This window comes from uncultured Lutibacter sp., assembly GCF_937891065.1.
In the GTDB taxonomy this organism is placed as follows: domain Bacteria; phylum Bacteroidota; class Bacteroidia; order Flavobacteriales; family Flavobacteriaceae; genus Lutibacter.
On the sequence record NZ_CALAEQ010000099.1, the window covers coordinates 15,290 to 29,107 of the forward strand.

Consider the following 13,818-nt stretch of genomic DNA (forward strand, 5'->3'; position numbering starts at 1 on the left):
TTTTAATTTTTTGAAATTAAGATTTCAATCGCATCACCAGCAACATATGATTTTTCTTTAGAGATATAACCTTCTTTTTCTACTCTAATTACATAATATATTCTTCTAAGATTTATAGGAACTTTTATATAGAATTCTCCTAACTCATTCGTATATGTTATTATATTATCAACTATTATTTTAGCATTATTAATCAGAGTTTGACCATCTCTAGAAATGACTTTCCCTTTTATTTCTGATAAAACTTCATTTGGTTTAATTAATAATAAAGCTGCTTTATTATCTAAAACCATGCTATCATTAACAAACTCCCAATAATTATCAACGAGTTCAATTTCACATGCCAATTTCTTTAAATTACTTGATAGTTCTGAAAGTATAATTTCATTAGAAAAAGTAATTTCTTTTTCTTTTGTTTCTGAAGGAAAATAAAAAAGAACGCGCGCTTCTTCTGATAGTTTAGGGTACTCAGAGTGAATTTCCAATGAGTTATCTAACATTATTCCAACATTCATTTGAAAAGGAGCTGTTTTAATTTTATAAACAAGACCAATTATACACAGTGAAATAATAGCGAAAAGAGCTATAATTATTACTTTGTTTTTTGCTATCCAATTTTGCTTTAATTCTTTGCTGAAACCTTTCGTAATTCCTTTTATTTTATCTATTTCATCTCTAATTTCACCTGTTATATCAACTAGTAATTGCGTATCTTTTTTAATACCATCTATTTGATTGTTGATACTTGCTTCAAATTCTGGAGTAATTTGATCAAAAGAAGTTTCAATTATTTTTTTACTTACTTGATTCCATTTACTATTGCTTTTTTGTATGGTTTCTTTTTCTTTATTATCATCTAACTTTTGAAGTATCAGTTCATTTTGAGCAATTACTTTATTAATTGTCTGGTCTAAATTCTGATAAACTTCTCTTTGATATGCAATGAGCGCTGGTCTATTTTTTTCATTTTTAAGTAATTCACCAAAACAAAGTTTAAGGTTAGGTTCAAATTGTTTTATGAAGAAATTTTTATACGAATTATTTTCATTAATTGTAGGAAATCCTTCAATATTTAAATCAAAAGTTTTTAAAAGGTTATTTTCATTTGTTGGGTTCTCAATTATTTTATAAACGCCATCTCCCTTTTCATTTAATGTATTTTTTAGGAGTTTAACTTCCTCCAATAGTGATTTGGTAAATAATTTTAACTCTTTTATTTGGGTTGGATCTGAAAGTTCTTTTTTGTAAAGAATCTGGATATTTAAAATAGCCCATTCAACTGCCTTAACCATAATTTTCTGCAAATCGTGGTTAAGGTCTGATGGATCTGTTTCTTGTAGAAGTTTACCAATTTTGTTAAATTCTATTTTATCAAAAAAATTATTTGAAATTCCACCTACTATTCCACTTAAAGCACCAATAATCAAATTTGAACTTCCTTGAGTAGTTATTGAAAGCCCTGTAGTAATTGCGAAGCCAGCAATATTCTTTATAATAGCTAATTTTTCATTCATAACTTTAGCTTTATTTATTTAATTCTTATTTTTATGTTTTTCCCAAAAAACACTACCACCTATACTTAAATAATTTTCTATAATAGCATAGGCTTTTAATCTTAAAAATCTATATGAATTCTTCTACTTTTCAACTCTGAACTACCAAGTTTTTTCTTTCTGTATTGAAAGCTTATTCTATTGTATTCCTTTTGAAAATAATTTACAATTAGTTAATAAATTCAAAAAAAATTATGTCTTTGCCATTTTTATTACCACTTTATTTTATTATTAATAACTTAATGATGTATCCTATAAACAAAGAAATTATTATGATTGAAAAGTATTTTTCATAAATTATTGTCCTACTAATAGAAACTGAAATGGTGCTTTTTGGGGAATTACAGAAGAAAATAACAAAGCGAAATGTAGTCGAAAAAGCGGCTATGTTAATTGATAAAGGTGTTAATATTTTAGATTGAACATTCTTCACACAATAAATTTACAAAAAAAACTTAATAATAACGAATCCAGCAACTTAGAATATTAATCATGTGAGTTTCTCTATAATTGAGCATTTAAAAAGATGCAAAAAAACATGATTTACGCCTTGAAGAATTCCTAATGACAACACTTATTTTAACCTGATAAACTAAAAAAGTAGTTCCCACTATTACTCGGAGTTGCAACCAACATCTCGTAAATTTACTCTTAAAGGAAGTTTCTAAACGACAGAACCATTTATTCTCCCTATTCTATTAAGAATAATAGCTAAAGATTATTATAATGATGAAAGCTTTTGCAGAGATAATAAAGGAAATCTTAATCTATGGAACAAGTAAAATCTATCCACTCAAGCAAACAAGAGTAGCTACATTAATACTTTCATAGAAAGGAAAGGAATGTAAATTAAGGTATAGCTAAAGCACTCAACGGAAATAATAAATACCATTGGTTTTTAAGTTGAGTGAGGCCTAATATCTTTTAATTAGAAGTTTATCTTAATTATTTCAAGTGATTATCCCAAAATATATTCACTATTTGTTTATCTTTATACTGAAACTTCATAGAATGAGTTTGTTTTTCTCCTCAAAACAAATAACATACGTACGATTGTTTGAAATATTTAAAAACTAAAAAGTATACAATAACATGGCTTGGTTTGTATGCGACTGAATATGGGTGAATATGGGTGAGCCTTTCAGGTTTCGCCATTGATCATGTATTACAAAAACAGGCAACCCAATTTAAGTAAAATAAATTATAAACACTATAAAACAGCGCATCATGAAAAAGTGGATAATACTATTTGTAGGAATTCTAGCATGTAAGTTTATGGCATTTGGCCAAATATCGAACGGTAAAGTACAAGCCAAAAGTTATACGCAATCTACAGGAAGAGTACATGCAACAGATGAACCTGCGGCCGAAGGAGGTACGTGTCTTGGATGGATTTCAAATGGTACTTACGCTGCTTACAGACACGATTTTGGATCGGGTGCAAATCTTTTCCGTATAAGTGCTTCTAGTGGAACTTCAGGCGGAAGCATACAAATACGAACCGGAAGTTCTTCGGGAACTTTGCTCGGTACCGTTCAGTTTTCAAATACTGGGTCGTTTACTAAATACCAGACAAAAGAAACTACCATTAATTCCATATCTGGGGTACAAGACCTATATCTCGTATTTATTGGAGGAGCAGGTTGGCTCTTTAACATTGCTTGGTTCGAAACACTGTCAACAAGTAATAGTAGTGGAATGGTCCTAACACCAGCACCTGTTTCTTCTGGGGGGCAAATATCCAATGGTAAGGTACAAGCCAAAAGTTATACGCAATCTACAGGAAGAGTACATGCAACAGATGAACCTGCGGCCGAAGGAGGTACGTGTCTTGGATGGATTTCAAATGGTACTTACGCTGCTTACAGACACGATTTTGGATCGGGTGCAAATCTTTTCCGTATAAGTGCTTCTAGTGGAACTTCAGGCGGAAGCATACAAATACGAACCGGAAGTTCTTCGGGAACTTTGCTCGGTACCGTTCAGTTTTCAAATACTGGGTCGTTTACTAAATACCAGACAAAAGAAACTACCATTAATTCCATATCTGGGGTACAAGACCTATATCTCGTATTTATTGGAGGAGCAGGTTGGCTCTTTAACATTGCATGGTTCGAAACACTGTCAACAAATAATAGTAGCGGAATGGTCCCAACACCTGTTTCTTCTCAACCAGTGTTGGGTAGTATAATATTCCAAAACGGGAACACGTCTGGGGTCTTTAACGGAGTCAAAAGCAACACGGATTTTTATGTTAGGCAAACCACTATTATTTCGAGTATTTTGAACTACCACTGGAACAATGGTAACGGGTCGCAGCCCGGTCAGATAGGATTACGTGATGCCCGCGGGACAATACTGGGAACATGGCAATCAGAAGGAAGTGATGGAATGAGGGGAGTCAAAAACGCAAATTGGACAGTTCACCCCAATATTACCTTACAACCAGGTATTTACATGATTACAGATAGCGAACCTTCTACTTGGTCACAAAACAGCGGTTCGTTTGGTGCGGGATTCTCCATTGTAAATGCGAAATAAACACATGTAAATAGACCCCGATAATTTCGAATCAAGATCAATGTTAGCGTTGCAGAGCAGTCATACAATTTAGCAAGAACCTAATGAAGACAGCTTGATTAAATTAATTGACGTGTAAATTGTCAATAATAGGCACCCTGCTTTTGGGAATTTTATATAGAGTGTTTCAAAATCTTTAAATTTGAATCATTGAACTAAAGCAGGAATTTATTAATTCAATACATAATTATTAGAATATTAAGGGATTTAACCTTAATATTTCTTGAAATACTTTAGTATTAATGCCACTAAAAGAGGGAGGAACTTTTTTATATCAAAAAAATTGGCGAGTCTCAGTTGAAGTAAGATGTAATTATTTTGGAAGTGGAAATGAGGCAATAAAAAAGGACCACTATAATTAGAAATCCTTTTTTAGAGTTTGATTTATTTCTTACTAAAAATTTAACTCTTGCCTAAAACCAAAATTAGTTAAAATATAACTTGTTAATTTTCAGACATTAAGATGTTGTTAACAACTTTATGCACAAAATTATTAAGAGTTTCCAATTAAAGCCTGCTCTTATGATTTAGAATTATTCTAATTAGATTTTGCATTTCATGAAGTAAAATAAGGCAGCAAATAATCAATTCGTACACCAAAACCTTACGTATAAAAAAAAGCCTCTACATTTCTGTAAAGGCTTTCAGCACTTGAGCTCCCCCAGCCAAATCTTGACTATCTTTTCCTGTATTAATTGCTATTGAACCAACAATCAACACGATAATTCCAATTATTACAAACCAAACCATAATTTTTATTTTAAATTAATCACTTCATTTTAATTCCTTTTTAAAGAAATCTAGAAAATGGTTATAAACAATCTGATAGCATTCCTTTATTATTTCATTAATTTGAATCATCAGACAACTTAAATCCATTGTTGTTTAAGTCTTAATTTATGTTACATTGGTCAATTAAGGTTATTCTCAGAACCTTTCATTGCATAAACAACACTATCAAATACTCCATGGACTGAACTAAAAATTTGATATTCTATATTGTTTCTGTTATATATAAAATATCCATCTCCAATTTTCAGAGAAACATTTTTATTTACAAATACACTATTACCCATTCCTCCATAATAAAAGTCAAAAAGAATTTTATCTGTTTTTATATCATTGTGCTTATATGTATTTTGGTGTTTAAACAATAGTCGCTCTGCACCTAAATATGTATTTTCATCCGAGAATAAACTTGTTTCATAACAAACTAGTTGTCCAGCTTTAATAAGGTAAATCGTAATTCCTCCTGAATTTCCCATAGCGCCACTTCCTGCAACTTCCGCATAAATAATTTCATCAGCTAAAACTGTATCAAGTACATCTATTGATAATTTTGTCATTATTGGTTCAATCATAGCTATTTCTTTTTAATATTATTAATTTGTACAGACAAACTCTTTTGTATATAGCTTAATCACACTGACATAGTAATAATTAAGTATGAGAAACTTACTGCATTGAAACCTTAATGAACCTTACTTAAGCTTAGTTTTTGTTTGATGAGATTTTTAAAAATAATAACGTTTATTATTTGGGTTTTTAACGTATTTCCTGCTATTATCCCATTTCACATAAGTTGTATACCAATATCCCTGATACTCTATTTCTATATCCGAAATATCCCCATAAGCATCTATAGTATACCTAATTGGAGAACTTGTTCCATCACTATGATAACCTGTTGTGTAATTCCAAGAAGTTGAATATTCAGTTTTAAAACTTTTTGATTCTACGTTTCCATATGAAATACTGCTGAATGCTAAAAACAATGTAAATAATAATATTCTCATAATTAATTAATTTTAAACACCTACTCTAATTAAAGGTTTTCAGTTTCCCCTTGTAAAAATCACTATTCATCAAAAAAGAAATCGTGAATTTTAATAATCTCACTTCTTCCTATTTGCACTAAATCTCTAGTTTCTTTAAGAAAAATTCCTAGTGATCGTTCATTATAAATAAATTTCATTTCATCTGAGTAATCTGTAACCACATACATATCACCTCCTAATTTATAAAATGGAATATCTAAATCTCCTTTTCCCTTTACTCCTTTATTTACAATTTTACCAGCAATCAAAGCTTCTTTTATATGACTTTCATTCACTTGACCTGAAGCAACTTTCACATATGAAGTCATCATTTTCAGCCATTCTGGGCTATCTATAAGCATCCAATTAACTTTAGAGAAATCTATACCTTGATCATTTATCCAACCACGACTAGTAAATCCAAATAACACTTGTTTTTTACCATCAAGTTCTGGTTTATCCATTGGTTTAAACTCCTGAATATTAAACAGTATAACAGATACTGAAGACATATCTTTTAACTTTTTTCCTTCAAAATCCAGTGTTTTTAATGAAAAGCTAGTCATTGCAGGTTGATTTGCTAATACCCACTGTGTTGCAGTAAGTTCAGCTTGTTCCTGCATTTGTTTAACAGCGGCTATCCCTGCACCTATAGCAAGTAATCCTCCTGCAACAGCTGCAATTGCGGCTCCATCTTTTTGGGCTGTAGCTTGTTTAGGAATTAAAATTGATACAATAACAAGTAATAAAATAATTCTTTTCATTTCTTTTTTTTAATTTTCTACTCTTATGGATTTTCAAATTCCTCCCCGTTTATTAAAGTGGTTTCTGGACTCCACTATTATATATAACCCAACAGAAATTATCAAAGAGATTTACTCTTTATGTTTTAACAAAAAAGAAAAGGAATTGTAGCAATTTTTTCATAGGGTTTCATAACAACTTTAAAACTAAGTAGTTTAAGTGTAAAATATGATGATAATTATCACACACTCAAATTTAGCCTGAATTAATAATTATACTTTACGGAAATCCGTAATGTTTTAATAAAATTTAGGAAGATTTTAATAAAAAACCCACTTCTTCGAGAGGTGGGTAAATTGCTATGAAAAAGATGTAGGAAAAATAACCTACGTTTTATAAATTTCAATTAGCTTAAAGTAATTATTAAATCTTAATTCGGTGTTTTTGATATTACTTTTTAGCAAAAACTGATTCCATTTCTTCCAAAGTTTTCCCTTTGGTTTCTGGAATGAATTTCCATACAAATACAATGATTAGAATGATAAATCCTGAAAATATAAAATATGGTAGTGCATTGTTCCAAACTCCACCTTTAATCTGTAATTTATTTACATCGCTTTCTACAATTATAGGGAAAGTTTGGGAAACAAAATAGTTAGCCATCCATTGTCCCGCAACAGCTATAGATAAAGCAACACTGCGTATTTTATTTGGGAAAATCTCTGATAAAATTACCCAAACCACAGGTCCCATTGACATAGCAAATGATGCAATAAAAATTAAAATACCAACTAAACTAATAATTCCTTCTGAAGAAGATATTGTAGGCATTCCTGCTGAATTTAATTGAGAATAATCACTAAAATATAAGGTGAATCCCATCATTAAAAAACCAATTAACATCCCAAAACCACCTATCATAAGTAATGGTTTTCTTCCAAATTTATCAACAGTAAACATTGCTATAAATGTAAATACTAAATTAACTGTTGCTAATAATATTTGCTGTAATAATATATCTTCCTTACCAAACCCTAATGCTTGTTCAAAAATATCGGCGCCATAATATAACACAGCGTTTATTCCTGTGAATTGTTGTAATACTGAAAGTATTGTACCAATAATTATAATTGGAAGAAAAGATTTAGAGAATATTGAAACTTTTACTGTTTTACCTTCACTTTGAATAGACTCTTTAATTTCAATAAATTCTTGATTTCCAATTTCTTCTCCATGAATTTTGGTTAACACATCTTTAGCTTCATTCTCTTTTCCTTTCATCATTAACCAACGTGGACTTTTAGGGACAAAAAATAACAGTGATAGAAATAAGAACGCTGGTATTAATTCAGACCAAAACATGTATCTCCAACCCATAGAAATATTTTCACTCTCAGTCATACCATTTCCAATAAAATAAGTAGCTAAAAACACCGCAAAAAATCCAATTACTATGGCTAACTGATAAAAAGTAACTAGGGTCCCTCTCTTGTTTGCAGGGGCAATTTCAGCAATATACATTGGTGCATTCATAGATGCCATACCAATAGCAATACCTCCCAATATTCTAAAAAACACCATTAGTGAAATTGATTCTGGTAATATACTTGGTAAACCCGATCCCCAAGCTGAAATAGCAAACAAAATCGCTGCTATAATTAATGATTTTTTACGACCAATAGATTTGCTCAATATACCAGAGCATGCTGCTCCAGCTAAAGCCCCAATCAAAGCACTACTAACAATAAATCCTTTTAATGCACCTGTTAACTCAAAATATTTTGAAAAATAAAACTGAGTTCCGTTTATTACTCCTGTGTCATAACCAAATAATAAACCTCCTAAGGTTATAACTATAGTAATAAAGTAAATGTTTATTCTTTTGTTTGATGAATTGTTCATTATACTTATATTTTTATCAATCTTAAATAATCAATCATTGCCTTGTTTATAGCTACATTCATATTGATATTCCAATCTTCAAATGTTATGTTTATTGTATTATCTCCCTTTTTAAAATTAATTTTATATGAATTAGAATACCCCCAATCTGACCATTCATCCAATCCTCTTTGAGGTAAAACTATAGCACCTAAATAATTATCATTAACATACAGTGATCTGCTGGTGCATTTATTGTCTGTATTCCATGGGCCACTCCCATTTGAATATTTAAAATCCAGATAATAATCTCCTGATTGTTCCATAGGGATATTTATTGTAAAGTTTTTATTTTTAGTATTTGAAAACTCAACAAATCCATTTCCACTAAAATTGATATAATTCAACGCTGATTTTTCAACAAAATCTTCAATTTCAAATAGTACAGGCTTATTTTTATTTATCAAAATAGGTTCGCTAACAAATGATTCTAAACCAAATTTATCGACTGAACTAACAGCGTATTCTGCTATATCTTGCAGATCAATACTATATGATTCTAAGTCTATATTATTTATTAATTTTCCGTTTTTATAAATATTGTACGATTTTGCTCCCTCAATTGAATTCCAAATCAAATTGTGGTTATTTAATGATACTTTGGGGGCTGCAGGTGAAAATTTATTATCTACTAAATTTATACCATCCTTTGAAAAATCATTATTCATCATTTCAATTTTCAATTCATGTGTACCTCTAGTTACCCCAAGAATTATTGCTTTCTCTACTTTTTCATTATCCAAATAAACCGAAGCTATTTTATTTCCAAACCCTTCTACAGTAATATTTAAAATAGCATCTCGGTACTTGAAATTATTCAATGTTCTTTTGCCTCCATAATTTCTAGGTATTACAGGATTAAACTCAAGATGATCTTCTTCAAATTGCATCCCTAAAAAGACTCTGTAAACCATGGCTAAATTTCCAGCCATACTCCATAACATTCTATGTGAATTTATCTCCGTCCCTTTAAAATCACCATTATCTGCTACCATATTTTCATAATTTGTCAAATACAACCCTGCTGCTCTATAAATAGAGGCCAGACCATGATTTAAAACCTTTTCATTTCCAGCTTTGGCAGCTGCTAAATTCCAATAAGACTGTACAAATGGCCATATACCATTGTTGTGATAAGGGGGAATTGATGGAATTTGAGGATAAATACAAGTCGCACCAAATTCAGTTAGTGGTGAGTTTTGAATAATTGATTTTGCTCTTTGATTGTCTGCAACGCCAAAGATTACTGCAAGTGACTCTCCTAAAGCCTCATATCTTTTTGAAGGTATTAAAAAATTTCTACCATAAAGATATTGTGCATAATAGCCTTCTTCTTTTATCCATAAATAGGTGTTTATTCCTTCTTTTATTTCTGAAGCAATTTTTTCATATTTAAATGAATCTTCACCAAGTATCTTAGCCATTTTTGATAAAATGATATGAGTTTGATAATGCACCACGTTTGTACCAAGATTTTGGGATACATATATATCTTTATTTGACATCCACTTTGGGTATGTTTGTTCTCTCCAATCTAAAAATGAAGATTCACCAGAATACATTCCAGTCTCTTTAGATCTAATTATTTTATAATCATCATCGACGGTGTTTTTGATAATCACATAGACTTTTCTTAACCAGTTTATATCTCCAGTAGTTTTATAGATTTCCCAGGCTGCTAATGCCCATGTTGTCCTATCAGATGAAATAGGCCATGCACCACCAGAACCTGTATCCTGAATTATCCTATCTCTTTTTACTTTTTTTAATAAACTAATTTTTGCTACCTCAGGTTCCAAATAAGCAAATGCTAAAAGTATGCTATAACTGATATCTCTAGTCCAAACACCACTCCATTTAGCTCCTGTTCTAAAAGTACTATCTGGTTCAATTGCCAACTTAGACTCTTCTAATGACATGTTGTACAATGCATCAACTATAGGCTGATCTGAAGAATATTTTGCTGAGTTAGATAAATTCTCAGTAAGTTTCCATTCCTTTTCTTCATTTTTTAGTAGAGGGTTTAATATCAACGTAATTTCATAAATATTATCCTTATCCAAATCACTCATTTTTAACTTTCTTTCATCGAGATTTACAAAGTCCCACGTAAGAGGTAAAGCTCCTCCAGCTATATAGACTCCTTTAAAATCAGATTTTGCAATTTTAGAACCATCTGCGCATTGATAATATCCTTTTTCTTTAAATTGGCTAAAAACAGGAGACATATCAAGTTTAAAAGTAAAATTATAATCAACAGGTAAAATACTTTCTTCATTATTCATTTCTTCAATAAGAGGCTCCCCAAAAGAATATATTGCTGATTCTTTTTGATTTTTAATTAAAATCTGTCTATCAACTCCTTGAGCTAAATCATTATCTTTTTCGTTAATACTAAATTTGAATGAAATAAGATTTGAATATGTTTGATTTTCTTGGCTTTTATAATTTGATTTTATATGATTTGATGAAATAACTTTCGCTATATTATCTCCCTGAACAATTGAACTTTCATTCAACGTAAATTTCTTGGACTGATATAGCTTGTTATCTTTATTTATACAACTAGCAAAAAAAATAACCCCTAATAAATAGGCAAAGCTTGATTTTGAATACTTCATTTCTAATTATTTATTATAATTACTTGCTTCATTTTGTTATCAGGTAATTTTATATATAGAATTCCTTTTTTGGAATCGAAATTATACCCTGATACTTTAAAATCAAAATTTCTATTTTCAAAAAGCTTATTCCATTTATTTTTTTTGATTTTTTTATCATTTAAAACTACAGATTTTGGCCTTTTACTTGTATGTATTTGTACCCAATAATTTCTATCTTCAGTATTAAAAAGCTCACTTATAGCTGGCTCATGAATGATTAATTTTTCAAAATCTTTACTATCTTGATATTCTATTTTTGTTTTTGAAAATACATTCTTTTTATAATTATTCGTTTCTCCATCATCTTCATAAATTATAAATGAAGTGTTATTGTTTTGTTTAGGATAAATATCCAAGATCAATGGATAATTTTTTTGAGCTCCTATAAATTGCATAACTGGCATCATAGGTATTATAGAACCTTCCTTAATGAACATTGGAATGATGTCGATAGGTGTTTTATAAGAAATATAGGAAGAGCCTTCATATACTTTACTTGGATTATTGAAATCAATCCAATTGCCTTTGGGTAGATATATATTTTTATTGATCTCACCTTCTTTAACAACCGGAGCAATGAGCAACTCTTTTCCTAATAAAAATTGATCATCAATTTCAAAAGTTCTAGTATCTGAAGGGTATTCTAAAAATAATGCTCTCATTATAGGCAAGCCTGTATCATATGCTTCACGAGCATATGTATAGATATAAGGGTGTAATTTATACTTTAATTCAATTGCTTTTTTAGCAATAATTGTTTCTTTATCACCAAATAACCATGGCTCAACTGCATTGTTTCCTTCATGATGAGCACGGCTTAATGGATTAAAAACACCAAATTGTAACCATCTAACATATAATTCAGAAAATTCTTCATAATCTGTTATATCTCCACAATACCCAGATATATCTGTTGTCCAAAAAGGAACTAAACCTAAACCTGCTGAAAGACCTAAAGGAATTTGATTTTCTAAATTAATCCAACCATTTAAAACATTACTTCCATTTCCGCTATCTCCTGACCATCCAAAAGTATATCGTTGCATCCCAGCATATGCTGCTCTAGTCATTTGAAAAACACGTTGATTAGGATTGCGTTTCTCAAATTGTTCTGTTACAACCTTGTCCCATGTCAACCCATAAACATTATGTATCTCATCATGATTTCCTAAATAATGCTTCATATTTAATCTATCTGTACTTTCTTCATTACTCCATGCAGGTTCACCCATATCTGTCCAAAAACCTTTTATTCCATCATCAATGGGTTTTTGTTGAAGTTCTCCCCACCAATCAGACACTTTTGGATTTGTAAAATCTACAACCCCAGCATTTCCTCCCCAAGGCCAAGGCATATCATAGCTTTTGTTTGTTCTTATATCAGCAACAAAATAATTATTTGCATTTGCATAATCCCATTGATCTGTATTTGATTGTGATACTATTGGATCTTGAGAAACAATTACTTTAAATCCTTCAGTCAATAAATCAGATAACATCTTTTTTGGGTTGCTATATTTATCTTTGTGCCAATCAAAATTTTGCAGAGCATCAACCCATCCAATATCCTGATAAATAATATCACAAGGAATATTTCTCTCCCTATATTCTTTTGCAATTTCTCTAGTAAGTTTTTCTGTAGTTAGTAATCCTCGGCTTTGAGAAAATCCAAAAGCCCATTTTGGAGGAAGAATTGGTTGACCTGTTAATTGAATATAAGATTTAAATATTTCCTTATAATTTTTACCATACATAAAATAATAAATAAAAGGTCCTCCTGGTGTTGAGAAAGAATAATATTCGTTTGATTCCTCTCCAAAATCAAATTTGGTTTTATACGTATTATCAAAAAATATTCCGTAGTTATAGTTGCTTACAAAAAATGGGATGCTTTTATAAAGAGGATCTTCTATTTCTGAATAACACGGTTTATCACTATTCCACATTACATAAGATTTCCCTCTTCTATCCAAAGATCCAGTTTTCTCTCCTAATCCAAAAAAGTGTTCGTCCTGTCTCAAAACTTTTTTAGTAATTATATTGGAATCTTCATAGGAAAAACCCCCTTTAACTAAATCTCCTAAAATCAACTTTTGATATTTATCAAATATTTGGATATTAAACGGATTTTTTGACACACGAACTCTCAAATCACCTGTAAATATCTCAAATGCAGAACTAGAATCTTGAACTGATATTGTAATTGAATTGTCAAAATCTTCATTAATAACAGCAAATGATTCATTATTTCTTTCAAAATCTCCGTTTGGTGAAAACCAACATTTAATATTTTTAGAATCCAAGAATTTAAGAGCTATTTTTGCTCCATCATTGCATTTAAAAATGACGTTGTTGTCTATTTTTTCATAACTTTTACAAGATAAAACCTGTTTGTTTTGAGAATAAATCTGTATTCCAATTAATAGAAATATGAAAATGCTATACGATTTTTTAAATTTAATCATTTGATTGTGTTTACTTTAATACTATTTGCGATACTCCTCAAGAATAATAAATTAG

General features: G+C 30.2%; 9 protein-coding genes. 1 reads left to right on the forward strand and 8 read right to left on the reverse strand.

All coding sequences use genetic code 11. From position 1 onward, the window contains the following. Positions 1-2 precede the first annotated feature (2 nt). Complete coding sequence (locus Q0352_RS05550; protein WP_299524862.1) at positions 3-1,514, reverse strand: carboxypeptidase-like regulatory domain-containing protein; 1,512 nt, start codon at positions 1,512-1,514, stop codon at positions 3-5. A 1,266-nt stretch (positions 1,515-2,780) separates the two neighbouring features. Here Q0352_RS05550 and Q0352_RS05555 point away from each other — a divergent pair. Further along, the gene (locus tag Q0352_RS05555) at positions 2,781-4,094 is read left to right on the forward strand and encodes a carbohydrate-binding protein (protein WP_299524865.1); all 1,314 of its coding nucleotides are present in this window, start codon (positions 2,781-2,783) and stop codon (positions 4,092-4,094) included. A gap of 663 nt (positions 4,095-4,757) precedes the next feature. On the opposite strand, the gene Q0352_RS05560 is transcribed toward Q0352_RS05555, so the two are convergent. The 7 genes from Q0352_RS05560 to Q0352_RS05590 all read right to left on the reverse strand — a co-directional run bounded on the left by Q0352_RS05560 (position 4,758) and on the right by Q0352_RS05590 (position 13,763). Beyond that, on the reverse strand, positions 4,758-4,883 hold the full coding sequence (locus tag Q0352_RS05560) for a hypothetical protein (RefSeq protein WP_299524868.1): 126 nt from the start codon (positions 4,881-4,883) through the stop codon (positions 4,758-4,760). Positions 4,884-5,044: 161 nt separating this feature from the next. Then, positions 5,045-5,494, reverse strand: coding sequence for a hypothetical protein (locus Q0352_RS05565; RefSeq protein WP_299524871.1), 450 nt, complete (start codon positions 5,492-5,494; stop codon positions 5,045-5,047). A gap of 153 nt (positions 5,495-5,647) precedes the next feature. Next, positions 5,648-5,929, reverse strand: coding sequence for a hypothetical protein (locus tag Q0352_RS05570; protein WP_299524874.1), 282 nt, complete (start codon positions 5,927-5,929; stop codon positions 5,648-5,650). 62 nt (positions 5,930-5,991) lie between these two features. Next, entirely contained in the window at positions 5,992-6,714 is a 723-nt protein-coding gene (locus tag Q0352_RS05575; protein ID WP_299524877.1) for a hypothetical protein, read from the reverse strand. A gap of 430 nt (positions 6,715-7,144) precedes the next feature. Beyond that, positions 7,145-8,596 (reverse strand): sugar porter family MFS transporter, encoded by a 1,452-nt coding sequence (locus tag Q0352_RS05580; RefSeq protein WP_299524880.1) that lies wholly within the window; start codon positions 8,594-8,596, stop codon positions 7,145-7,147. Positions 8,597-8,601: 5 nt separating this feature from the next. After that, complete coding sequence (locus tag Q0352_RS05585; protein ID WP_299524883.1) at positions 8,602-11,256, reverse strand: hypothetical protein; 2,655 nt, start codon at positions 11,254-11,256, stop codon at positions 8,602-8,604. A gap of 2 nt (positions 11,257-11,258) precedes the next feature. Further along, complete coding sequence (locus Q0352_RS05590) at positions 11,259-13,763, reverse strand: glycoside hydrolase family 31 protein (protein WP_299524887.1); 2,505 nt, start codon at positions 13,761-13,763, stop codon at positions 11,259-11,261. Positions 13,764-13,818: the final 55 nt, after the last annotated feature.

What these genes read in the sequence shown, in the direction of transcription:
- Q0352_RS05585 (WP_299524883.1), bottom strand. Translation starts at nt 11,256, where the DNA reads ATGAAGTATTCAAAATCAAGCTTTGCCTATTTATTAGGGGTTATTTTT.
- Q0352_RS05590 (WP_299524887.1), bottom strand. Translation starts at nt 13,763, where the DNA reads ATGATTAAATTTAAAAAATCGTATAGCATTTTCATATTTCTATTAATT.
- Q0352_RS05555 (WP_299524865.1), top strand. Translation starts at nt 2,781, where the DNA reads ATGAAAAAGTGGATAATACTATTTGTAGGAATTCTAGCATGTAAGTTT.
- Q0352_RS05570 (WP_299524874.1), bottom strand. Translation starts at nt 5,929, where the DNA reads ATGAGAATATTATTATTTACATTGTTTTTAGCATTCAGCAGTATTTCA.
- Q0352_RS05550 (WP_299524862.1), bottom strand. Translation starts at nt 1,514, where the DNA reads ATGAATGAAAAATTAGCTATTATAAAGAATATTGCTGGCTTCGCAATT.
- Q0352_RS05580 (WP_299524880.1), bottom strand. Translation starts at nt 8,596, where the DNA reads ATGAACAATTCATCAAACAAAAGAATAAACATTTACTTTATTACTATA.
- Q0352_RS05565 (WP_299524871.1), bottom strand. Translation starts at nt 5,494, where the DNA reads ATGATTGAACCAATAATGACAAAATTATCAATAGATGTACTTGATACA.
- Q0352_RS05560 (WP_299524868.1), bottom strand. Translation starts at nt 4,883, where the DNA reads ATGGTTTGGTTTGTAATAATTGGAATTATCGTGTTGATTGTTGGTTCA.
- Q0352_RS05575 (WP_299524877.1), bottom strand. Translation starts at nt 6,714, where the DNA reads ATGAAAAGAATTATTTTATTACTTGTTATTGTATCAATTTTAATTCCT.